General features: G+C 64.6%; 18 protein-coding genes. 7 read left to right on the top strand and 11 right to left on the bottom strand.

Annotation, left to right across the window (positions count from 1 at the left end; all coding sequences use genetic code 11):
- The first annotated feature begins 77 nt into the window (after positions 1–77).
- Complete coding sequence (locus tag L8G49_RS20365) at positions 78–524, top strand: DMT family transporter (RefSeq protein WP_242187772.1); 447 nt, start codon at positions 78–80, stop codon at positions 522–524.
- Between the two features lie 28 nt (positions 525–552).
- On the opposite strand, the gene L8G49_RS20360 is transcribed toward L8G49_RS20365, so the two are convergent.
- On the bottom strand, positions 553–1845 hold the full coding sequence (locus L8G49_RS20360; protein ID WP_242187771.1) for a Gfo/Idh/MocA family oxidoreductase: 1293 nt from the start codon (positions 1843–1845) through the stop codon (positions 553–555).
- A 231-nt stretch (positions 1846–2076) separates the two neighbouring features.
- On the opposite strand from L8G49_RS20360, the gene L8G49_RS20355 reads away from it, so the two are divergent.
- Complete coding sequence (locus tag L8G49_RS20355; protein ID WP_242187770.1) at positions 2077–2532, top strand: DUF3617 family protein; 456 nt, start codon at positions 2077–2079, stop codon at positions 2530–2532.
- Between the two features lie 38 nt (positions 2533–2570).
- Here L8G49_RS20355 and L8G49_RS20350 read toward each other — a convergent pair whose 3' ends face one another.
- From L8G49_RS20350 to L8G49_RS20335, 4 genes are all read right to left on the bottom strand, one after another.
- A complete protein-coding gene (locus tag L8G49_RS20350) occupies positions 2571–2915 on the bottom strand; it encodes a hypothetical protein (protein ID WP_242187769.1) in 345 nt (114 codons plus the stop codon).
- Positions 2905–3468 (bottom strand): transcriptional regulator, encoded by a 564-nt coding sequence (locus L8G49_RS20345; RefSeq protein ID WP_242187768.1) that lies wholly within the window; start codon positions 3466–3468, stop codon positions 2905–2907. The genes L8G49_RS20350 and L8G49_RS20345 overlap by 11 nt, the downstream gene beginning before the upstream one ends.
- Positions 3469–3535: 67 nt before the next feature.
- Positions 3536–6688 (bottom strand): PAS domain-containing protein, encoded by a 3153-nt coding sequence (locus L8G49_RS20340; RefSeq protein WP_242187767.1) that lies wholly within the window; start codon positions 6686–6688, stop codon positions 3536–3538.
- A 108-nt stretch (positions 6689–6796) separates the two neighbouring features.
- The gene (locus L8G49_RS20335; RefSeq protein WP_242187766.1) at positions 6797–7399 is read right to left on the bottom strand and encodes an alpha/beta hydrolase; all 603 of its coding nucleotides are present in this window, start codon (positions 7397–7399) and stop codon (positions 6797–6799) included.
- A 302-nt stretch (positions 7400–7701) separates the two neighbouring features.
- Between L8G49_RS20335 and L8G49_RS20330 the strand changes: the two genes are divergently transcribed.
- Entirely contained in the window at positions 7702–8613 is a 912-nt protein-coding gene (locus tag L8G49_RS20330; RefSeq protein WP_242140351.1) for a diacylglycerol kinase family protein, read from the top strand.
- 87 nt (positions 8614–8700) lie between these two features.
- Here the strand turns inward: L8G49_RS20330 and L8G49_RS20325 are convergent, their stop codons facing one another.
- The 3 genes from L8G49_RS20325 to L8G49_RS20315 form a co-directional block, all read right to left on the bottom strand.
- A complete protein-coding gene (locus L8G49_RS20325; protein ID WP_242187765.1) occupies positions 8701–11400 on the bottom strand; it encodes a glycoside hydrolase family 3 C-terminal domain-containing protein in 2700 nt (899 codons plus the stop codon).
- Between the two features lie 452 nt (positions 11401–11852).
- Entirely contained in the window at positions 11853–12632 is a 780-nt protein-coding gene (locus L8G49_RS20320; RefSeq protein WP_242187764.1) for a FadR/GntR family transcriptional regulator, read from the bottom strand.
- Between the two features lie 100 nt (positions 12633–12732).
- Positions 12733–13686, bottom strand: a complete 954-nt coding sequence (locus tag L8G49_RS20315) for an alpha/beta hydrolase (protein WP_242187763.1) — start codon at positions 13684–13686, stop codon at positions 12733–12735.
- A 423-nt stretch (positions 13687–14109) separates the two neighbouring features.
- On the opposite strand from L8G49_RS20315, the gene L8G49_RS20310 reads away from it, so the two are divergent.
- The 3 genes from L8G49_RS20310 to L8G49_RS20300 all read left to right on the top strand — a co-directional run bounded on the left by L8G49_RS20310 (position 14110) and on the right by L8G49_RS20300 (position 16358).
- Positions 14110–14475: a response regulator gene (locus tag L8G49_RS20310; RefSeq protein ID WP_242187762.1), complete on the top strand. Its 366-nt coding sequence runs from the start codon at positions 14110–14112 to the stop codon at positions 14473–14475.
- Positions 14476–14601: 126 nt separating this feature from the next.
- Positions 14602–15159 (top strand): GAF domain-containing protein, encoded by a 558-nt coding sequence (locus L8G49_RS20305; protein ID WP_242140356.1) that lies wholly within the window; start codon positions 14602–14604, stop codon positions 15157–15159.
- A gap of 245 nt (positions 15160–15404) precedes the next feature.
- Complete coding sequence (locus L8G49_RS20300) at positions 15405–16358, top strand: glycosyltransferase (protein ID WP_242187761.1); 954 nt, start codon at positions 15405–15407, stop codon at positions 16356–16358.
- A 7-nt stretch (positions 16359–16365) separates the two neighbouring features.
- Here L8G49_RS20300 and L8G49_RS20295 read toward each other — a convergent pair whose 3' ends face one another.
- Positions 16366–17481, bottom strand: a complete 1116-nt coding sequence (locus tag L8G49_RS20295) for a glycosyltransferase family 1 protein (RefSeq protein ID WP_242187760.1) — start codon at positions 17479–17481, stop codon at positions 16366–16368.
- A 179-nt stretch (positions 17482–17660) separates the two neighbouring features.
- Between L8G49_RS20295 and L8G49_RS20290 the strand changes: the two genes are divergently transcribed.
- Entirely contained in the window at positions 17661–18968 is a 1308-nt protein-coding gene (locus L8G49_RS20290; RefSeq protein ID WP_242187759.1) for a hypothetical protein, read from the top strand.
- 25 nt (positions 18969–18993) lie between these two features.
- Here L8G49_RS20290 and L8G49_RS20285 read toward each other — a convergent pair whose 3' ends face one another.
- Both L8G49_RS20285 and L8G49_RS20280 read right to left on the bottom strand, forming a co-directional pair.
- Positions 18994–20397: a TolC family protein gene (locus L8G49_RS20285; RefSeq protein ID WP_242187758.1), complete on the bottom strand. Its 1404-nt coding sequence runs from the start codon at positions 20395–20397 to the stop codon at positions 18994–18996.
- Between the two features lie 8 nt (positions 20398–20405).
- Complete coding sequence (locus L8G49_RS20280; protein WP_242187757.1) at positions 20406–23606, bottom strand: multidrug efflux RND transporter permease subunit; 3201 nt, start codon at positions 23604–23606, stop codon at positions 20406–20408.
- Positions 23607–23648: the final 42 nt, after the last annotated feature.

Raw genomic sequence — 23648 nt, 5'->3', positions numbered from 1 at the left:
CCTGCAGCGGGCGCGGGGCTGCGCGCGGAATACCCTTGCCTCGATATTCCATTCCCCCGTTGAAAAAGGAGACGATCATGAATGCTGCCTGGGCCTATCCCTTCATTTTCGCCGCCGGTATCTTGCAAGCCGCCGGGGCCGCCATGGGCGGCCAGCTCAATAAGTCGCTGGTGAACCCGTGGCTGGCGACTTCCATTTCGTTCATGCTGGTGCTCTTCCTGACGTCTGCCCTATTTGCCTGTATGCCGCGGCCCTTGCCCACGGTCGGGGATCTCGCGTCCATGCCGTGGTGGGCACCGCTCGGTGGCATCGTGGGCGCGGTTGCGGTCTTCGCGGGGTTCCTGCTGATCCAGAAGCTCGGGGCCGGGCCGGTCAACGGCATCACGATCACGGCCAATATTCTTGCGAGCCTGGCGATCGATCATTTCGGGCTGTTGCGCATGGAACAGCATGCCATGAACCCGATGCGCTTCCTCGGCGCTGCATTGATGATTGGCGGCGTGACGCTGATCGCCAAATTCTGAAGCAGAGAAAGGGGCCGGCCGGCCCCCCTCATGCCTCCTGCAATGCCGGATGTCGAAACAGGTCCAGCCCTTGCCGGGCTGGCAACCGCACCGGCCGCCCGGTTCGGGCACTCTCGTAAATCGCTTCCATCAACCGGTGGTCCTGCACGCCTTCTTCCCCGGGAGTATGGGGCGTGCCGCCGGTCAGTACGCAATCGGCCATATGATCGATTTCGGCCGCAAACTGATTCTTGGGGGATAGTGTCAGAGCGTCGGTGCTGGTCGCGTCGCCTTCGCGTCCGATGATGACGAGCCGCTGGCCGGTATATTGATAGCTGTTGGCCATATCCATCGCGGCGGTTTCCAGGTTCAGCCGCTGGTATTTATCGTCGCGGCCGCCGTAACTGGTGAAGCAGTTGGCGATGGTATGGGATGGAAACCGCAGCGTGAAGGACACGGTTTCCTCGACTTCGGCAAACCGTGGATCGCCAGGGGGAGAATAGCTGGTAGCGAAGATCTCGATCGGTTCCTCGCCGGTGATGAAGCGTGCGGTGTTCAGGCAATAGAGCCCGATGTCGAACAGCGATCCACCCCCGGCCATCGCCTTCTTGTGCCGCCACTGTTCGTGACCGTCCTGCGCGACGGTCTGCGTGTTGACCCCGTGATAGGCGAGCAACTTGCCATATTTGCCGCTGCGAACCAGTTGCATGGCGCGGCGATTGTACGGCTCGTACTGGATGCGATAGGCCACCATCAGCTTCACGCCGGCCTTGCTGCAGGCATCGACCATGGCTTGCCCATCCTGTGACGATATCGACATCGGCTTTTCCGTCAGGACGTGCTTGCCTGCTTTCGCCGCGCGTTCACAGTAAAGGCGATGCATCGCGTTGGGCAGCACGATGTAGACGACCTTGACCTCCGGATTATCCCGGATGCGGTCGAAATCCGCGTAGCTGTAGCAAGCCTCGGGCTTGATCCCATATTGCCGTGCGACCGCGTGCAATTTGTCCGGCGAGCCGGATACCAGCGCAACGGGTTTTGCCTTGAGCGACATGGCGAATGCGGGCAGGATCTCCTCGAGCGCGAGGCGGCCGAGGCCGACGATCGCGAAGCCGACCCGTTCCCCAGGTGGGAGCGGGGTGGGGGGTGGCGGAGAAGGCGTGTCCGCGGCGTTGCGCCAGGCGGGAAACGTCACCTTGCCGTTTTCGACCCGACCGACATCGACCGGGCTGGGCGGGACGAAAGTTTGCGCCGTCGCACGTGATCCTAAAAGCAGCGCGGTTGCGCCTATACCGGCAGCTTGAAACACTTGCCGGCGGTCGGGGCGATCGGTCGGGTCCATGGCGGAACATCCTCTTGCACATCTCGTCGATGGCTAAACGCGAGGCGGGCATATTGGAGCCGCCGCTCTGCTGCCCGATCCGGCGATGCGACGTGAGTGAGCGGCATACCCTCCCGGAACCGGCATGATGCCATCCCGCCTTTCGTTGCGACCGTGGAGCCCTTGGTCGGGCAATTTTGCCATTCCGAAGAGAGGCTTGCGTGACCGCAGCGCGCCCGGCACAGTGATGGAATGTGGAAATCGCTCCTGTTGCTCGCCCTTGTGGTTCCGGGGATTTCGTCCGCGCAGTCGATCGCGCCCGGGCGGTGGGACGTCGTCTCGACGGCGACCGACCTCGATATTCCCGGCGCGCCAGGCTTCTTGCTGCGGATGATGAAAGGCCGGTCGAAGGCCGAGCATAAATGCGTTTCGGCCGAGCAGGCGAAGGCTGGGGTCGCCGCGCTTCTTGCGCCGGACCCCAAAGCGCACTGTCACGTCGACAGCGTCCAGATCGACAAGGGCCGCTTTACCCAGGTGCTGAGTTGCCCGCAGAAACAGGGAGCGCCGCTGAAGGTATCCCGCTCGGGAACCTATGATCTGGCGGGATTTGCCGGGCAGGCGCAAATGTCCGGCGTGACCCCAAAAGGTGCGATGCGGATCCGGCTGGAGCAACGGGCAGCGCATCTCGCCGGGGCCTGTCGCGGCTAGGGTAACGCCCCGCATGCGGTAATCGTGCCGATCAGGAACTAGCGGTCGAGCGTTGCGAACCAACTCGCGTACGGTGTGTTGCGCGCCATGTGTCGGTTGAGGTCGGGGGCGCCGTCCTCCCACCAGACGGGGCCACGTTCGCCGAGGGCGTGCTTTGCCTGGTCCACTTGCCGGCGTGCCTGGGTCTCTCCGGCGCCGTCTCCGGATCGCAGCGCCACACCCACCGCGCGGCGGGCGTCCATCAGTTCCTTGACGAGCGCCGTCCGAACATCCGCTGCCAGCGCGGGATTGCTGCGTCGCCATAGCCTCCCGCGGACGACGAAATAACGTCCGTCGGGCGTTACGGGGTAATCCGGAGCGGCGGCGGACCGGTCAGCGGTCATTTTGCAGACGCTCCGCCGCGCGAAGGGCTGCGGTGCGGACCGCACACCACCGTCCCCGTTCTTCCTGGGCATCGGCCAACGCGCGATGCGCCGGAACATGGGCGGGTTCCCGAATTTGCGCGAGGGTCAGCACGTCCTCGACACGATCCGTCAGCGCGCCCGCTGGCACATGCGGCGCCAGGATCGCGGTTGCGGTTTCGCGGCGGGCATCTTCACTGGCGCGTAACCGCAAACTGCGTCGGTCTATACCCGCCGCGCGGAGCAGCGCACTCAGCCACTTCCCGTCCCAGGACGGCGCGCTTGCCACCAGGTCGTGGCCGGAAAGATCCGCAACCATCTTCGCGGCGACCAAGTCGTGCGGCGTGCCGTCCGCGACCAGCGTGTGCCGCGCGATGTGATGGATCGCTTCTGCCGCCGGATTCCAGTCGGTCCAGTCCGGGGCCGGACGGATCAGGCACCCGTGGGACCGCCCGTCCTCGAATACCCAGCCGACCTCGATCGGATAGCTCTTCTTGGCGAGCGACGAGGCTTCGAAATCGATAAAGACCAGCATGCCCGGTGAACGCCGGACCGCTGGCAATCGTCTCACGAGATCGGGCCAAGGACTATCGTGGCGTTGATTATTCGTCCGCGACCGGTGCCGCTTGAGCGGATACCGATGCCTCCTCGTCCTTCCGCCCAAGCGCCTGATCGACGGCCGCAACGAGATCTGTCGCATCATATGGCTTGCTGAGCAGGACTGCTCCCGCGTCTGTATTGGCCGCGGCAGTATCGCCGGTGGCGAAGACGATCCCCACGTCGGGTCGCAGTTCGCGTGCCTTGCTGGCAAGTTCCGGTCCGGACAGGCCAGGGAGATTGACGTCCGTTACCAGGGCGTCGATCGGGACCGTCTGCAAGGCGGCCATCGCCTCCTCCGCACTTGCCGCATCGACCACGACGAAACCGCTCTGCTGCAACATCTCTGCGGTATTCATGCGGATCATGCCATCGTCTTCGACCAGCAGGATCGTGCCGCGCTTCATCATCGGCACGGGGGCGATGACAGGGGCGGCGACGGGGGTGACGACTGACGGGGCAGGGGTGCCGGTGGTTGCGCCGGCCTTGCGCTGGCGCTGGTTGGCGAGGACGTGCTTGAACTTTCGGGCGAGCGCCTCCCGCGTATAGGGTTTCGACAACAGTTCGATCCCGGCGTCGAGTTTGCCGCCGTGAACGATCGAATTCTCGGTGTAGCCCGAAGTGAACAGCACCGCGATGTTCGGGAGCCGTTCGCGTGCCTTGCGGGCAAGCTCCGGGCTTTTCATGGTTCCCGGCATCACCACGTCGGTAAACAGCATGTCGATGGCGATCCCGCTCTCGATCACGCTGAGCCCGCTAGCGGCGTCGACCGCCTTGAGCACGCTGTACCCGAGGTCGGACAGGATTTCGACCACGGTGTCGCGGACCTCGGCATCGTCCTCGACGACCAGCACGGTCTCGCTGCCACCAACGATCGGTCCGGTGTCGGTCACCACCTCGACGTCCTCCGACTCCATCGAGCGCGGGAGATACAGCTTGATCGTGGTGCCTTCGCCAACCTCCGAATAGATTTTGACGTGCCCTCCCGATTGCTTGACGAAGCCATAGACCATCGACAGGCCGAGCCCGGATCCCTTGCCTTCGCTCTTGGTCGAGAAGAACGGCTCGAACACCTTCTCGATGACCTCTGGCGGCATGCCGCTGCCGGTATCCGAAACCGCCAGCATGACATATTGCCCCGGCACCACTTCGTCATGGGTCCGCGCGTAAGCGTCATCGAGATGCGCATTGCCCAGTTCGATCGTCAGCTTGCCTTGGCCCTCCATCGCGTCGCGGGCGTTGATCGCCAGGTTGAGCAGGGCGTTCTCGACCTGTGCCGGGTCGATGAAGGTATTCCACAGCCCGCCCCCGACGATCGTCTCGACCTCGATCCCCTCGCCGATCGCGCGGCGCAGCATGTCGTCCATGCCGCGTACGAACCGAGTAACATCGACGACCTTCGGCTCCAGCGCCTGGCGCCGGCCGAATGCCAGCAACTGCGCGGCAAGCTTTGCGCCGCGCGACACGCCGGCCATGGCATTGGCAACCCTGCGTTCGGCACGATCGTTGCCCGCAATGTCCTTCGCCAGCAGCTGGAGGTTGCCCGAGACGACCTGCAGCAGGTTGTTGAAGTCATGGGCCACGCCGCCGGTCAGCTTGCCGACCGTTTCCATCTTCTGTGACTGCGCGAGCTTGGCCTCGGCCTGCCGCCGCTCGCTGATTTCCGCGATGACCCGCGCTTCGAGATCTTCGTTGAGCAGGCGCAACTGATCCTCGGCCCGCTTGCGATGCCCTGCCTCCCGCGCCAGCTTCTCCGCCTGCGCGCGCAATGCGGCTTCGGCGGAACGCTGGTGCGTGATGTCAGTATGGACCCCGACCCATTCCCGGATCTCGCCTGCTTCGTCCAGCAGGGGGAGTGCGCGGACGGCGAACGTGCGCCACACGCCCGAATGATGCCGGACGCGGTGTTCGAACACAAACATCGACTTGGTCGCGACCGCTTGCAGCCAAGCGTCGGTCGTGGGCGCAGCGTCCTCTGGATGGACGGCGCTGGCCCAGCCAAAGCCCTGGTAGGCTTCGAAAGTCTGGCAGGTCAGGGCGGCCCAGCCCGGCTGTTCACCGATCATCCGACCGTCGGGACTGTTGGTCCACAGCACACCGTGGGTCGCATCCATCGCGGTGCGGAAACGACCGTTGCTGAGCGCCAGGGCAGCCTCGCGATCCGCCCGCTCCTCGACGTCGATGGCCAGGATATGGACGCCGGGGATCGACCCGTCCGGCTCGATATGGGGGATGTAGCGGATCTCGCTACGCCGCTCGCGTCCGTCGCGGTGGACCAGCATCGTTTCGGACGACAGCTGCTCGCCCCCGAGCGCCCGGTCGATCCACGGACGCCGTGAAGCATATTGCGTCGGTCCCAAGACGGTCGCGACCGACGTGCCGATCATCGCTTCGGGGTCGACGCCCAGCCAGTCGCGGTAGCACCCATTGGCGAAACGGTAGATGTGGTCGCGGTCCACATAGGAAACGAGCATCGGCACCGCGTCGGTGATCCGTCGCAATTCGGCGGCGCTGGCAGCAACGCGCCGCTCGACGTCTGCGCGCGCGCTGTTGTCGACGATCGTGCACATGACCCCGCCCGGATTGCCGGTCGAATCAAATACAGGCGTGTAGAACATGTCGAGGGTCAGCGTCTGCGGGCCGGTCGCGCGGTCAAACACGACCGGCTGGTTGCTGTAGGAACGGAGTTCCCCGCGCAGCCCCGCTTCCAGGATCGGCCGGTTCCAGTCCCAAACGTCCGGGAAGGCACGTGCCACCGGGCTGCCAAACGCAGCGGGATGGCGATCCCCCGCGATCGTGCAATACGGATCGTTGTACAGCATGATGTGATCCGGTCCCCACATCAGCACCTTGGCGACCGGGGAATTCAGGATGTTCGCGACGGTCGTCCGAAGCTCCACGGACCAGTCGTCGACCGGACCCAACGACGTCTTGCTCCAGTCCCGTGCGCGCACCAGATCGCCACAGGCCCCGCCGCCACGGGGCCATTCCGCCAAAGCGTGGTCGCGTTGCGGCTCCTCTTTGGCACGCAGCGCCGACAACGCCGCCATCACCACCGCACCGACGTCTGCATAGGTGCCAGCCGCGACCTGCTCTTCGATGAAGCGATCGTATTCCAGTGGTAGCGATAAGGTCCGAGGCTGCGCCGAGCTTGTCATTCGGCGATATCTGGGAGCAGGCGGATCGGCTGTCAATAAACGGTGACAGTTCCGCATGAACGCATGACAATTGTGCCGCCCCGGGCGACGCTACGCCCGTGCGCGGACCTACGATGCCCGGTCGATTGCCGTGGGATCGGGCACGGTCAGACTGGCCAGCCTCGGCTGTCCCGCCGGGGCCCGTTCCAGTAGCCGAGCATGCGACAGCAACATTTCGGCGACGTCCGAACGGGCATGGCGGTTGGTTGGGTCGCCGACCGTTGCGGGTGCCGTGGCGACGAACTGGCTGCCCCATTTGTCGGCGAGTGCCAGCACCTCTTCGACCTGGAACGTCGTGTCGCTGACGACGATCGACGGAAAGGGCAGCCGATAGATTGGTCCCGTTCGAATGCTCGCAGCTGCCGCGACGTGGTGGAGATCGATCGACAAGGGTGAGTCGAAGACGGCGCCCCGCACTGATCGCAGATAACTGCGCGGCGACAATTGTGCCCACCAGGATACCGCCAGGCATGCGAGCCCCACCGCCAGAATGACCACGGACGTATCGCGATGCGCGAACGCGGCGTCGAGCTGCAACGCCCAACGTCCGTTATGAAATTTGGACAGGTCGAGCACGACCTGCTCGATCGAGGAAGGTGGTAGCGTGTCTGCATCGACGCGCACGAGGATGGCTTGCGGCTCCACGGCCGTTTCACTGGCACGAAGGTCCATGACTGCTCTCCCGACGGCGAGGCGTGATCACGATCGTCCCTTGATGTGAGCCGACTCGCACAACGCCCCCAACACCATCAAGCTATTCCCACCATGAAGATGGGCAATGGGTCTGCGCCGAAATGCAACGCAGCTGCGCCGAGTTGTTCCAGGGGCCATATGACAGCGGTATCTATCCATCCTCGGTTCAGACGTGTGTGGCGCTCATCGCAGCATGGGCTTGTCGTGGTGGCGGACGGGGCCGTCGCATGACGAAAGCGCGGCCGCTCGGAGCCACAGCGTGTCTCGCGTGTTGTTGCGGGATGGAAACAAGACCCTTGCCACGCGAAGCCGCGCTGATCGTCAATGCCCATTCGCGAAAGGGGCAGGATCTGTTCGAGACCGCGCGCGCCAAGCTGACCGCGGCGGGCGTGGTGCTGCGAAGCGCCCACGCCGTGCAAGATCCCGCCGACATGGAGCAAACCATGCGCACCGTCGTCGCCAGCGGTGCCCCGATGGTCATCGTCGGCGGCGGGGACGGATCGCTTTCCGGCGTTGTCGATCAACTGGTCGGCACGGACTGCGTATTCGCGGTCCTGCCCCTCGGGACCGCAAACAGCTTCGCGCGGTCGTTGCGTCTGCCGCTTGATCTCGACGGGGCGATCGATGTCATCGCGCATGGCGAGCGGCGTCGGATCGACCTGGGAATGATCGACGACGATTATTTCGTCAACGGTGCGTCGATCGGGCTGTCGACGATGATCGGCGAAACCGTGCCGCACGCGCTCAAGCGCTATGCCGGACGCGTCGGCTATCTGCTGTGGGCGGTGAAATGCTCGATCCGCTTTCGGGCGTTCCGGCTCACGGTGGACGATGGGACGCAGCGCGAAACGCTTTGGGCAACGGAGCTAAGAATTCTCAATGGACGGCATCATGGCGGAGTGGCGCTGTCGGATCATGCCGATGTCGGGACGCGGGAGCTGCTGGTCCAGGCGGTGGTGGGTCAGAGCAAGGTCGCCTTGGCCCGCGACTGGTACGCCAAGTTCTTCAAGCTTCGCGACAAGGACGCATGCAGCCGCGATTTCGTCGGCAAGTGTTTCCAGATCACGATCGATCCACCACAACGCATTTCGATCGATGGCGAGGTGCTCGCCTGTACGCCCGTTACCGCAAAGGTGGCTCCAGGCGCCATCGAGGTTGCCGTGGGCAAGGCCGATCGCACCAGGTCCGTCTGAGCGCGCGGATCGCGCCTGACGGCTGCATCCTGCGCACGGCCGCGAAAAGGCTTTCGCTGCTCGCGGCAGGATTGCACCGTACGGTTTTCACAGCGGCAAGGGCTCTACCCGGCTGGTCCGGAAATTGGCCGATCGTACCGGAACGTCGGTATCGGGCTGGCCCGAGCCAACGCTGACCCGGAATTGCCCGGCCATGACCTGACGCGTGCCGTCGGCGGTCACGGCACTGAGGTCGCGCGGGGAAAGATCGAAGGTCACGCCGCGCCTTTCGCCGGGGGCCAGCGCGATCCGCTGATACCCGCGCAGCGCCACGCGTGGCGCACCGGGTACGTCGGGGAAGGTGAGGTACAGCTGCACGACCTCGTCGCCCGCGCGCTTGCCCGTATTGCGGACCTCGGTCGTCACGCGAAGCCCGTGTTCCGCACCGCCTGTCGCTGGTGTGAGCGTAAGCGGGGCGTAGGCGAAGCTCGTGTAGCTGAGCCCGTACCCGAAGGGATAGACCGGGGTGCCGGTGAAATAGCGATAGGTCCGGCCCGCCATCGCGTAATCGCCGAACGGGGGCAGGTCTGCGAGGCTGCGATAGAAGGTCAGCGGCAGGCGTCCCGCCGGGTTGACTTTACCGGACAGCACGTTGCCGATCGCCAGTCCGCCCGACTGGCCGGGATACCAGGCCTCGAGGATCGCCGCGGCATTGTCCTTTGCCCAGGCCAGGTTGATCGGGCTGCCGTTCATTGCGACGACGATCACCGGCTTGCCGCTCGCGCGTGCCTGTTCGAGCAGCGCCTGCTGGTCGGCCGGCAGGTCGAGTGTCGTCTTGTCTCCCCCCGCAAAGCCGGGCACCGTAACGCTCGTTTCCTCGGCCTCGAGATCGGAGGTCAGGCCGACCGCGGCCACGAGGACGTCGGCATCCGCGGCCGCGGCCTTGAGCGCGGCTGCGGGGTCGGGCGCGATGCGTTTCCACACCAGGTCGATGCCGGACAGCACATGCTCGTCGCCGGTTACAGTGATCGGATAACGATGCCCCGCTTCGAGCTGAAGAACCTTCATGGTCGGCAGGCTGCCATAGCCAGCCTTGGTCAAGTCGACGAACGCAGCACCATTCAGGGTCATCGAGCCGGCAAAGCCCGTCAGGCCGAGCCGATAGGTACCGGTGGCGGGCGGCACGAGGAAGCCCGTCCATACGACACGGTGATGATCCGAAACCTTGACGAGATCCAGGCTTCTTGCGGCGACGTCGGGCTCGCGTCGGGTCGCGACGGGCTTGGTTGCGAACCGCATCGCCTTGGTCGCTTCGCCGAAACTGCCAGGCGCAAACCGTTTGGGCGGCGGCGTGACGGGGTTGTAATAGCGTGCAAGCAGCCCGGGCTGGCCGTCGGGCGCGCGGAGTGCCGACGTCGGGACACGGTCCCCGTCGGTGAACGACGGACCGAACGGCACGACCGTGACGGTCGCCCCCGGGATTGCCTGCCGCAGCCCGTCGGCGATCGAGATCGGCGGCGCGGACAGGGCAGAGGAATAATTGCCGCGCAGCACCCGCGTGGCGTCACCCAGCGGGCCGATGACCGCGATCCTGACCCCTGGCTTCAACGGAAGCACGCCCGCATTCTTGAGCAGGACCAGGCTCCGTTCCGAAGCCGCGAGCGCCAACGCGCGATGCGCCGGCGTATCGATCTGGCTCGGGCTCACCGCACTGACGGGGCGGATCCCCGCCAGGTCCCCATTGCGGTAGCGCGCCGAGAACAGCCGCACGAGCGTCCGGTCGATATCGGCCTCCGAAATCAACCCGCGCTTCAACGCGGCGCGATAGCGCTCGCCGAGCCCGTCGGTGTCGGTCAGCGTTGCGGTGTTGCACTCATTGTCGACCCCGGCTTTCAACGCTGCCGCGGCCGCAGCGGCGCCGTCCGGGGCATAATGATGGCCGTCACTAATGTCCTTCACCGCGTCACAGTCGGATACGACATAGCCCTTGAAGCCCCACGCGCCGCGCAGGTGCTCCTTCAGTAGCAGGTCATTGGCGCAGGCGGGCTGACCGTCGATGCGATTGTAGGCGCACATGATCGATCCCGCCCGTCCTTCCACCACCGCAGCCCGGAAGGCGGGGAGGTAAGTATCCTCCAGATCATGCGGAGAGACATAGACGTTGGCGGCGTGCCGCGTCGATTCTGGACCGCTATGGACCGCAAAATGCTTGGGGCTGGCGATGACGTCGGGCAGATCGGGGTCGGGGCCCTGCATGCCGGTGACGAAGGCGACCCCCATGTGCGCGGCAAGATACGGATCCTCGCCGTAGGTCTCTTGCCCGCGACCCCAACGTGGGTCACGGAAGATGTTGATGTTGGGGGACCAGGTGTCGAGCCCCGTGCCGATCCGGCCCATCCGCCCGGTCTGGCGGGCGAGCGTATGCAGGCCACGCACTTCGGTACTGATCGTAGCGGCAACGTCGTGCAGGAGCGGGGCATCGAACGTCGCCGCCAGCCCGATCGGTTCGGGGAAATTGGTCGTTGGGAGAGCGCCCAGCGCACCATGCAGCGACTCGGTCCACCAATTATAGGCCGGGACGCCCAGCCGGTTGATGGCGGGCGCGGTATTCAGCAGTTGGTCGAGCTTTTCGTCGAGCGTCAGTCGTGCGACCAGCGTTGCCGCCATGCGATCGGCCGCGATCCGCGGCGCGCCGGCGGCGCTGGCGTCGGACGCGGTCTCCTTGTCCTGTGCCTGTACCGACAAGGGCGCTAGGGCTGCCCCGACCAGCAGGAGGGTACGGAACGCGCGCGAGACAGTCGATGCCATGGTATACCTCGGGTCAGGGACGAGAATGTCCGGCGGTTGGGTCGCGGGTCATCCGCGTGCTACGATCTTTCGAATGAGGTCCCGATGGCATGGCCATCCTGCGCGAAGGCGCTCGGTCGGCTTGCGGCCTCCCGACGCGTCTGTTGCGTGATCCGGTTCTCTCCGGCGGTGGCATCGAGAGAAACGTCGGTGTGGAAGCGCATGCCGTACAGGACCTGTGGATAGCTTGTTGCAGCATTCAACGACTGCCATTTTCTGACAAAAGTTGATGCATTATTCACGAATATCTATCTAAAAATCATAAGTGACAAGAAAACTTTGCATCCTTTTATAAAAATAAGAACCGCTTTTGGCGTGTTGGTGCTATTACAACTGTAGAATGTCCTTTCGCGCAAGGCATGCCTGTCTTGTGCGCAACTGCTCCGTCGATGTCATCGGCAAACCGGATAGTTTCAGCCCGCCATTGCGCTTTGTGTGTCTTCCAGTGCGAGCTCGACCAAGCGGTGCATCGCCGCCCTGGCGGCATCGGGATTTGCGGCGACGATCGCGTCGTAGACGAGCACATGGTCCGGAATCGGATTACGGGGCAGGGCCCGAAGGCGCTGCTTGAACTGCGTGGTCCAGCTGACTGCCGCCCCGATCGACGCGCTCAGCACGCCGAGTGCGTCGTTCCGCGTTGCCCGCAGGATCGCATCGTGAAACTGTCGATCCGCCGCCCGGCCGAGATCCGTCGCAAGCGAATGGCGACGCATCGCCGCGAGCGCGTCCTTCATCAGCCTGAGGTCGCCACGATCGCGGTTGGTTGCGGCCAGCCCGGCCGCGGCGGGTTCGATGATCAACCGCAGCTCGAACAGGCTGCGGACCAGTTGCGGATCAGGCTCGCCGGCGAATGCCCAGGCCAGCACGTCGGGGTCGAGCAGGTTCCACCGCTCGCGGGGGAGCACGCGGGTTCCCGCCTTGGGGCGACTCTCGACCAGCCCCTTTGCGATCAGGACCTGGATCGCCTCGCGATACGCGCTGCGGGATACGTCGAGCGACTCGGCGAAGACGATCTCGCTGGACAGTGTTTCGCCCGGCGCGAATTCTCCCGAGAGGATTGCCACGCCCAATTTGTGCGCGATCGCACCGCGCAATCGACGGCCCTTGCCGCGCGGCTGGCGTGCGGGCGTTTCGGACTCTGCCGGGGCATCGCTGCCGCTGGTCACCACGAGCGGTTTCTCTGTCGTCTCCATCAAGTGTCTCAGCAGCATCCCGCAACACAAACCGATGCCATCGAGCGCCCGCGGGCGGAGCCGGTGCTACCCGTGCAAAGCCCGACCTCGAAACGTCCGGTCATGGTTTCGCGTCTCCAGCGCCCGGCTTGAGTAGTCCGTTCATGTCGAGCCAGGCGATGAAGGCAGCGAACCAACCGGTGCTGGTCGTATCGCGCTTGCCGAGACCGAACCCGTGTCCGCCCTGCCCGTACAGGTGGAACTCGACCGGCCGGTTCGCTTGCCGCCAGGAATCGATAAGGCCGAGTCCCTTGCGGGCAAACAGCGGGTCGTCGGCGGCGAGCACGGCAAACAGCGGCGGGGCATCGGGGCGGACGACGACTGGCTCCATCGACCCGTAGATCGGTGCGAGGAAGGCCGGGCGGAGCTCGGGTGCCTTGAGCGCGGTTGCCATCGTCGTCATCGCGCCGGCGGAAAACCCCATCATCCCCACCCGCGCTGGGTCGACATGCCATTCGCGCGCATGCGCGCGGACGAGCGCGAAGGCCGCTTGCGCGTCCGCGATCGGCTCGGCGAGACCGGTGGCGGCTGCATCGGGGCGGAGGCGCGTGGTCGCCCGCCCCGCGCCGGCGAACATCGCGGCCACCGCCTGCTCGAACTGCGGCATCGCTGGAGGGGTAGGCTTCAGCCGATATTTCAGCACGAACGCGGCAATCCCGCGGTCCGCCAATGCGCGCGCGACGCGCCAACCCTCATTCTCCATCGACAACATCAGGAAGCCGCCACCCGGTGCCACGATCACCGCCGTGCCGGTCGCCTTCGCGGGGTCGGGCAGGAACGGCGTCAAGGTCGCCGTGCTGACGTTGCGCGCCATCGCAACTCCATATTGACTGAACCAGCTTTCCGGCGCGCTGGAGCCAGCGACACCGCCAGTGTCCAGCCGGATCGCGTTGGGCTCGGCAGGGGCGGGGGTGGGCACCATCCGGGCGTCCTGCGCCGTCGCAGGCACCGCAAGGACCAGCGATAGCCCTGCCAATATCCCGTGCCAGCATCGGTTTCCGGAACTTGCTCGCATCGTCTTTCCCCTATTTGGTCGCGGGCTTACGCTTCGTGCGTTCAACTCGACAGAATGCGCCGCGGCGTGCCGTCGGGATCGTCGACCCTATGAGGGCCGAGCCAAGCATGGCGTGGCGACGGAGAACGCGCGGTCCGGTCCCGTCCATCCTCAATCTCCCACATCCTGTCGCCCCCAACGGGCGCAGCGATTTCAAAGCTAACCGGCGGAGGCTGACCGGGTCAATAGTCCGACAAGAAAGGGCCGGTGGCACCGACGGACGGCGGCGTGGTATTTTGCCGGGGCTTCGACGTCCTCTGCGGTGCCGGACGGATCCCGAAGCGCGGCTTATTCAGGACTGTCCGAAATTCCGTTTATTCTCCGTGCCTTGCAAATGGTCCGTCGTCGTCCCTATTGCAGCGAAAGGCATGAGAGGGCGCAGCGATGACAAAAACAGTCTTGTTGATCGAAGACAACGTACTGCACCGCAAGCTGTTCGCGGCCTGGCTGGAGAAGGGCGGTCATCGCACGGTGACGGTAGCTGACGAACGCATGGCTTATGGCGAGGCCGCGGCGCGGCAGCCGGATATAATCATTATCGACATTCGATTACCGTATGTCGATGGCCGGGATATTATCCGTCAGCTCAAAAACAGCCCGCTCACGCGGCATATCCCGATCATGGCGATATCCGTGCTGAGCGGCCGCCAGGATGAGGAATCCTGCAAGGCCGCGGGCGCGGACGTGTTTGTCACCAAGACGATCCGCATGGCGGCATTTATCGATCACGTCGCTGCATTGGCAAATTGAATACAGCTTCGGCCATCGTGCCATGAATTAGACTATTTCCAACGGTTTCGCGCAGGCTTACGATTGGTCCGAGGTACTGCGTGCGCAGACGAGGTGACTGGCGGCAGGGATCGGTGCCGGATTTGGTTGGACAAGATTGGCGTTGAGCGACTTGGGGATACTCGACCCGATGTGCGGGAGCGTAAGATGTTAGAGCATTGGGGTGCCCCATTTGGGGCCGCGCACGAACGGCAGCGTCAAAGCGCCGTCGACGCCATCAGGCAGACCACCAGCGAGCGCGAAGGAGAATTGCAGCGGATCGTCGAACAGGCGGCGGCGATCGCACAGGCGCCGATAGCGTCTGTCTCCATCATCGATCGCGATCGGCAGTGGATCGCCGCCGGGCTCGGCATCGACGTTTCCGAAACGCCGCGCTCCGCGTCGATCTGCAACCGCGTGATTCTGCGTCCGGGGGAGCCGCTCGTTATCCTCGATGCGCAGCAAGACGAGCGTTATGCGACCATTTCGACGGTTGCAAACCCGCCGTATGTCCGTTTCTACGCCGGCATCCCGCTGGTCAATCGCGCGGGCTATGCGTTGGGCGCCCTGTGCGTGGTCGACATGGTGCCTCGGACGGCCGCACCGGACTTGCTTGCGCTCGGCCGTCTCGCGCGGGAAGCGGAACGGGTCATTACCGGCCACTAAGGCTGCAGTTGCCCTCGGGCCCTTGCGATCCAGCCGATGCGTTCCGCCCATGGTCGCGCCATAGGTTCGGTGCTGTAAAGCGCTTGGTGGCATAGCGCGCCTCGCCGCGATGTCTTCCCAATAGGCTGCCCCACAAACGTACATAATCTTAAGTACAAATATCGGAAAATACCGTAGAAATGTGCATAAAATCTGTTCCAGGCAAGGTTGTATTGGCATTCTGCGATAAACTTTGACAGTAAGCGGTGGTATCGGAAGACCTGGTTCGGTCCCCTTGGCGCACACGTCTCGAGAGTCTGGAAACCATGATCTCTGGAAATCGGTTATCCTTGGCGATTGTCATTGCGAGCGTCGGTCGGCCCGGGGTCCTCGCGCAATGGAAAGAGCGCATCGCTGACCAGACTAGCCCACCTGATCTGCTGTATATGGTCGTATCCGCGCCTGCGGACTTGCCGGACGGCGGGCAGTTTCCGGCGGGATGCGAGGTCATCTTCAGCGCCAAGGGATCGTCGGTACAGCGCAATGCCGGGCTGGAGCAAGCGCTTGGCAATGCCGACATCATTGCGTTCTTCGATGACGATTATGTCCCGTCGCGCACGATGGTCCGAGATATTACGATGCTGTTTCAGGATAATCCGGATCTGATCGCAGTGTCGGGGCATTTGCTGGCGGACGGGATCAATCGGTCGGGCATCCCGTACGACGTCGCCTTGGCCACGGTAAGCGAATATGATCGCGCGCAACGGCCGCCGGTCTGGCTGCGCGAGCATCCCGGCGGGCTTTACGGGTGCAACATGGTCTATCGGTCCAGTGCGATCGGGGACGTGCGTTTTGACGAGCAACTCCCGCTATACGGGTGGCTCGAGGACGTCGACTTCGGGTACAGGCTCGTCGGGCGCGGCAGGATTGCTTACACCAACGCCTTTGTTGGTGTTCATCAAGGCATCAAGAGCGGCCGCACGAGTGGGTTGCGGCTGGGTTATTCGCAGGTGGCAAACCCCCTCTACCTTTGGCGCAAGGGTACGATGCGCTTGACCGCCGCGGTCCGGCTCATGGCGCGCAACATCTGCATGAACGTCGCGCGCGCCGCGTTCCCGGAACCCTGGGTCGATCGCTCCGGTCGGCTGAAAGGCAATATGCTGGCACTCCGCGACATGGTTTTCGGCGGCCTGCACCCGTCAAAGATCACAACGTTATAGCGCGAGGTTATACCGCGGGCGGATCCACGGGTGACATCATCGGGATGCCGAGCGCCACGTCTTCGAAAAGCTGCTCATAGGCCGCTGCCGCGCGTTCCCAGGAAAATCGTTGCGCGTTGCGATATCCGCGCGCGCGGAGCTCGGCACGCAACAAAGGCGCGTGCAGGACTTGCTGGAGCAATTGAGCAAGGCCCTGGATGTCGCGCGGATCGAATCGCAAGCCGCCGTCCCCGCCGATTTCCGCAGTACCGGGCGCGTCCGCGAACAGCACAGGGCAGCCGTACCGCTGTGCCTCGATGACCGGCAGGCAAAACCCTTCGTACAGCGACGGCACCACCAGACATAGGGCTGACTGGTACAAGGCGGCCAGTTCCTCGTCGGTGATCCCCGTGTACCGGATCAGGCGATCCGCATACCCGTGCTCGGCCAAGGCCCGCCGCATGCGATCATCGCCGTCGCGCCCGGCGTGTACGAGCATCAACGCCGGATCGGTCGCAGCGGCGATGCAAAAGGCTTTCGCAAGGGTTTCGAGGTTCTTGTTCGGCGTAGCGTTGGCGACCGTCAGGACGAACCGCAGCGCTTTCAGGCGCGTCAGCCATGTGGAGTCCGCCACCGCGCGCATCGTCGAGTCGGACAGAATGACGCGAACCCGACCGGCCAGATGCGGGAAGTGCCGCTTGATATCGCGCGCCGTCGATTGCGAGATCGCCACGATAACCTTGCTGCGACCCAATACCATATGATGCAACAGCCAGGCCTTGGCGACGGCAAAGCGGCTGTACAGTCCGGGCATGGCCGCAAAATACAGGTCGTGAACGATCGTTATACGGGTCGCCGCGCCAAGGAACAGACCTAGCGGATCCAGATTGACGACCAGGTCCATCGTCCGGACCGAACGGTCGAACGGCGCCATGAGCGAACTGCCGATCATTTCAAAGGCATGCTTGCTGACGGGTTTGATTGCCGTGATGGTCCTCATGGCAGTAAAGGCAGGGTCGAGTTGCGATTGCCGGAACTGAGATCGCAGGGAATAGCTGTTCCGTTGACGAGCCATCAGTTGGCGCGAAAGCTCCATGCCGAATCGTCCCACTCCAGTGGGATGATCTGACGGCTGGCTGGGCATGTTCAGCAAGATGTTCATCCGCTATAAGGTCCCAAGCTGATCTATCGTGAAGAGGTAGTATGGTTCTGGCACTATTCTGGCTATGCGCGTTTGCAGCAATATGGTGCCCGATACGGATTGCCGTGTACATATTCCTTATCAGTATAAGCTTTGTAACATTTGCTGTCATTCCCCTCGATGTGACCAAGGGCGTCTCCTTTGTTCCCGTGATCATAATCTCACCCATCATTGTGGTCCGATTGATGTATAAGAGCGCTCCCGCCGATCTTCAGGACGCAACCTTGAACTGGCGCCATCTCGGTCTGCTTGCCTTCTTCTGCCTTTACGCTTTGACGCTGACCGTGGTCGCGCCGCGGATATTTGGCGGGGCACCGACGATTGGCCTCAATACCCAGCAGGAAACCCCGCTCGCCCCGGGGTTCGGGAATGTCACGCAGACCTTGTATTTGTTGAATTCCTGCCTGCTCGCGTTGGGGACATATCTGCTGCTGCTCCAGCAATCGGGCCGCGAAATTTTCCGTAAGGGGCTGATCCTGGGGGGAATGGCCATCGTGCTGAGCGGGGTGGCGGACATGCTCACCTATGGCAGCACCATATTGGATCCGCTGCGAACCGCTCCCTACGCCCTGTTGGGCAACGCCGACATGGCCGGCATGCGCCGCGTGATCGGGTTGCAGCCCGAGGCGTCCAGCTTCGGCTATGCCACGCTTTCGTTCGCGGCCACGCTCCTGTTCGCCCGTCCCGCACAGACGCTGAGCGCTGGCTGGCAGGTATTGGCGGCGCTCACCGGCTGGTCGTGCCTGTTCATGGCAGCGTTGTCGACGTCTTCGGGCGCTATCATGGGTATCTGCCTGCTCTTCGCGATTCTCGCCGGCGACACTGTGGTGCTGGCCGTCGCTGGTAGAACTGCGTTGGATCAGCGCATCCTTCGTTCGAACGTCCTCGTCCTGGCGGGTCTGGCCGTTGGCTTGGGCCTGATGGTCACCGTCTTGCCCGACGTGGGCAGCCAGTTGCTGCGGATTTTCGACGCAGCGATCCTCCAGAAATCGGGCAGCTCATCCTATGAAGAGCGATCCTATTGGAACAGTGTGAGTCTCGACGGCCTGAAGGCAACCGGCGGCTTCGGGCTGGGCATCGGCTCGACCCGGGCGTCCAGCTGGATCGTTGCGATCCTCTGCGCGACGGGTTTGATCGGCAGCCTATTGCTGGCCCTGTTCATCCTCAACGCCTTCCGTCAGCCGCTAGCGCATCTGGATCCGGCGGATCGGCTGTTCGTCCGGGGTACCAGGCGGGCGTTGGTCATTGCTTTCCTGCCGTTGGTCGGATCCGCGCCCTCTGCCGATTTCGGGGTACAGATCGCTATGATGTTTGCCGTGATGACGGCAATACCGGCAGCCCTGGCCGGACACCCGTCAGGACGAAAGCCTCTGCCTGGCCTGCGACATGCCGTTGCGCGGCCGCGCGCGCATCGATCGATTGGCGCATGACGTAGCCGGCACCAAGGCCGCGCCGTCAGCTTCGCTGCGTCTGCCAGCCTCCACCGAGCGCGCGAAACAGGTCGATCTGCGCGTCGGCGATCTGCGCATCGGCGTTCGCGAGCTCGGCGTCGGCATCGGCAAAGGTGCGCTCTGCGTCGAGTACCTCGAGAAAATCGATCGTTCCTTCGCGCTGCCGCGCGCGGGTAATGCGCGCGGCGGTGGCGGCATTGTCGCGCGCGGACTGGAGCTGCGTGCGGCGATCGAGTTCGCGCGCGTAGGTAGAAAGCGCGGTCTCGGTTTCCTCGAGTGCGGTCAGCACGCTGCCATCGAAGGTCGCCAGCGCGCCGCGCGTCTCGGCCTTGGCCCCCGCGATCCGCGCACGCGCGGCCGACTGGTTCAGCGTCCAGTTGAGCAATGGCCCGACCAGCCAGCGCACCGGACCTCCGGTAAAGACGTCGCCGATCGTCGTCGCGGTCGAGCCGACCGAGCCGCCAAGCGAGATTTGCGGGTAGAGTTGTGACGTCTCCACCCCGATCCGTGCGGTGGCGGCGGCGAGGCGCCGCTCCGCAGCGCGGACGTCAGGGCGGCGCGCGAGGAGCGCCGCGCCGTCACCGACCGGGATTGGCTGGTCGATCCGCGGGGTGGTGGTGCGTGCACCCGCGATCGCGGGAAGCGCCTGCGGTGTACGGCCGGTCAGCGTCGCCAGCCGGAACAGTGCGGCCTGCCGCTCGGCTTCGATCTGCGGGATGAGCGCGGCGCGCTGGTCGCGCAGTGCGGCGATGCGCGACTGGTCTAGCTTGGTCGCGCGCCCGGCATCGACGCGCTTGCCGGTCAAAGTGGTCGACGTATCGAGCAGGTCGACGATGCGCCGCGCGACCGCGAGCCGTTCGGCCGACGAGGCGGCATCGACATAGGCGCGCGTCGTCGCCGCGACGATCGAGACGCGGACGGCATCGGCATCCGCCTGCGCCGCGCCGACATCGCCGCGCGCCGCCTCGACGCCTCGGCGGACCCGGCCGGACAGGTCGACCTCGTAGCTGACGTCGAGTCCGACGTCGTAGGTGGCCCGCTCGCGCGCAAAGCCGGGGAGGCTCTGCAATTGCGAGGCGCGCCCGTAAGTGCCGCTGGCGCCCGCATTCACCTGCGGTTCGCGGTCGGTCTTTGCACCGCGTAGCGATGCGCGCGCAGTATCGAGCCGCGCGACTGCGACGCGCAGGTCGGTGTTCGTCGCGAGTGCGTCGGCGACGAGACCGTCTAGGATCGGGTCGCGGTACATTCGCCACCAGTTCTGGTCGACGGGGGCAGTCATCGTCGCCGCGCTCGTCGAGACGAACGGCGCGGCGGCAGTTGGCGGGGGCAGGGGCGCGACGTAGGTGGGGCCGGCGGCGCATGCGGAGAGCGCAAGTGCGGAGAGGCCGGTGAGCAGGAAAGTTTTCATGGGCGGTCCTATTCGGCTGGCTGCAGCGCGTGCGGCGCAACGGGGCCATATGGCGTGACGGGCAGGGGGGCAGGGCGACGTTCAAGCCGCTTCGCCAGCGCCCGCGCGACGACGTAGAAAGTGGGGGTGAACAGTAAGCCGAAGCCGGTCACGCCGATCATCCCGAAGAACACCGCCGTCCCGAGCGCCTGGCGCAACTCGGCGCCAGCCCCCTCGGCGATCACCAGCGGCACCGCGCCGAGGATGAACGCGAAGCTCGTCATCAGGATCGGGCGCAGACGGTCGGTCGCGGCGCGGACCGCGGCATCGATCGGCGTGAGACCATCCTCTTCCTCCGCCTGCTTCGCGAACTCGACCACGAGGATCGCGTTCTTGGCGGCGAGCGCGATCAGCACGACGAGGCCGATCTGGGTGAGGACGTTATTGTCCATGCCGCGCAGGTTCACGCCGGTCATGGCGGCCAACAGACACATCGGCACGATCAGGATGATCGCGAGCGGGAGCGTCAGGCTCTCATATTGCGCCGCGAGCACGAGGAAGACGAACACCACCGCCATGCCGAAGACGAGCGCGGCGGTGCTCCCCGCCGACTTCTGCTGATAGGCGATGCCGGTCCATTCATGCGCATAGCCGGTGGGCAGAGCGGTATCGGCGAGCTTCTCCATCGCGACCAGCGACTGGCCCGAGGACGAGCCCTTGGCGGTGTCGCCATCCACTTCGACCGCGGGGAAGAGGTTGTAGCGCACGACGCGGTACGGCCCGGTCTTGTCGCGGAAGGTCGAGACCGACCCGATCGGGACCATTTGCCCGGTGTTCGAGCGCGTCTTGAGGTTGGCGATGTCCGCCGTCGTATTGCGGAACGGCGAGTCGGCCTGCGCGGTGACGCGGTAGGTGCAGCCCAACAGATTGAAGTCGTTGACGAACGCCGAGCCGAGATAGACCTGCAACGCTTCGAACACGCGCTCTGGCGGCACGCCCAGCATGTTCGCCTTGGTGCGATCGACATCCGCGAAGATGCGCGGGGTGGCGGTGTCGAAGAAGGTATAGACTTGCGCCAAGCCCTTGGTCTGGTTGGCCTTGCCGATCAGGTCATAAGCGGTCTTGCCCATCTCCTGATAGCCATGCCCCTGCTGGTCCTGGACCATCAGGCGATAGCCACCCGCCGAGCCGATCCCCTGGATCAGCGGTGGGGGCACGATCAGCAATCGCGCTTCGTTGATGTCGGCGGTCGCCTTTTGCGCTTCGGCCATGATCCCGGCGAAGGTGACGCCAAGCTTCTTGCGTTCCTCGAAGCTCTTGAGCGGGATGTAGGCGGCGGCGCTGTTCGGCGCGAGCGTCTGCGACGGGCCATCGAAGCCCGCGAGCATCACCGCGCCCTTCACGCCCGCGAGCGGAAGGATGCGCTTGGCGACCTTCTGCATCACCGCGTCGGTGCGCTCGACCGAGGAGCCAGGCGGGAGCTGGATCACGGTCAGGAAATAGCCCTGATCCTGTGCGGGGACGAAGCCCGCGGGCGTCACCGTGAAGACGAAGGCCGTTAGCGCGATCAGGCCGCCATAGACGAGCATCATCCGGCGCGGCGCGCTGACGAGCCGGAAGGTGAGGCGACCATAAGCCGTGCTCATCCGCTCGAACCCGCGGTTGAAGCCGTCGCCCGCGCGGCGGACGAGGCGAGTCAGGCGACCGCCCGAACCCGCATCGGTATGCGGCTTGAGCAGCATAGCCGCGAGTGCTGGCGACAAGGTGAGTGATAGCAGCAGCGAGATGATCGTCGCGGTCGAGATCGTCACCGCGAACTGGCGATAGAAGGCGCCCGACAGTCCGGTGAGGAACACGGTCGGGATGAACACCGCGCACAACACCAGCACGATCGCGACGAGCGCGCCCGACACTTCGTCCATCGACTTGCGCGCCGCATCGAGCGGGGAGAGGCCGTGCTCGAGGTTGCGTTCGACATTCTCGACCACGACGATCGCGTCATCGACGACGATCCCGATCGCGAGCACCAGCCCGAACAGCGACAGGTTGTTTAGCGAATACCCCACCGCCGCGAGCACCGCGAAGGTGCCGATCAGCGAGACCGGGATCGCGACGATCGGGATGATCGCCGCACGCCACTTCTGGAGGAAAACGAGGATGACGAGCACGACCAGCACCATCGCCTCGATCAGCGTGTGCTTCACCGCGTCGATCGACTGGGCGATGAATTCGGTCGGGTTGTAGATGACCTTGTAGGCGAGCCCCTTGGGGAATTTCTTCGACATCGTCTCCATCTCGGCGGACACCGCCTGCGCGGCGGCGAGCGCGTTGGAGCCGGGGCGCTGGAAGACCGCGGCGATGACGGTGGGCTTGCCGCTGAGATAGGTGTTCGCGCCATAATCCTGCGCGCCGAGCTCGACACGGGCGACGTCGGACACCTTGACCTGACGGCCGTCGGTGTCGGTGCGGATCACCACGTCGGCGAACTGCTTAGGGTCGGTGAGGCGGCCCTGCGTTTCGACGTTGAGCTGGAACGCGTTCCCCGTCGCATAAGGCGGCTGGCCGAGCGTGCCCGCTGCGACCTGGACGTTCTGCGCGCGCAGCGCGGCGACGATTTCGCCTGCTGCCAGGTTGAGCGCGGCGGCGCGGCCGGGGTCGATCCACACGCGCATCGAATAATCGCGCGCGCCGAACAGTTGCACGTCGCCGACGCCGTCGATCCGGCTGAGGCGATCGCGGACCTGCGTCAGCGCGTAATTGGAGATGTAGCCGCGATCGAGCGAGCCGTCGGGCGAGACCAGGTTGACGACCATCAGGAAGTCGGGGCTGGTCTTGCGCGTCACCACGCCGAGACGCTGGACGTCCTCGGGCAGCCGCGGGACGGCGACCGCGACGCGGTTCTGGACGAGCACCTGTGCCGCATCGAGGTTGGTGCCGATCTTGAAGGTGACGGTGATCGTCACCTTGCCGTCGCCGGTCGATTGCGACGACTGGTACAGCATGTTGTCGACGCCGTTGATTTCCTGCTCGATCGGCGCGGCAACGGTCTCCGCGACCGTCTCGGCGGACGCGCCGGGATAGACCGCGCTGACGGTGACGGTGGGGGGCACGATGTCGGGATATTGTGACACGGGGAGGCCCATGTACGCGATCAGCCCGACGATGGTGATGACCACCGCGATGACCCCGGCGAAGATCGGCCGGGTGATGAAGAAGCGCGAGAAGCGCATGGATTTTGTCCTTGGACGGCGCCCACGACCCGGCCTTCCCCG

This window comes from Sphingomonas sp. CARO-RG-8B-R24-01, assembly GCF_022662295.1.
GTDB lineage: Bacteria > Pseudomonadota > Alphaproteobacteria > Sphingomonadales > Sphingomonadaceae > Sphingomonas.
Note: the sequence above shows the minus strand (reverse complement) of the source record. Positions and strands in the feature narration are given on the sequence as shown.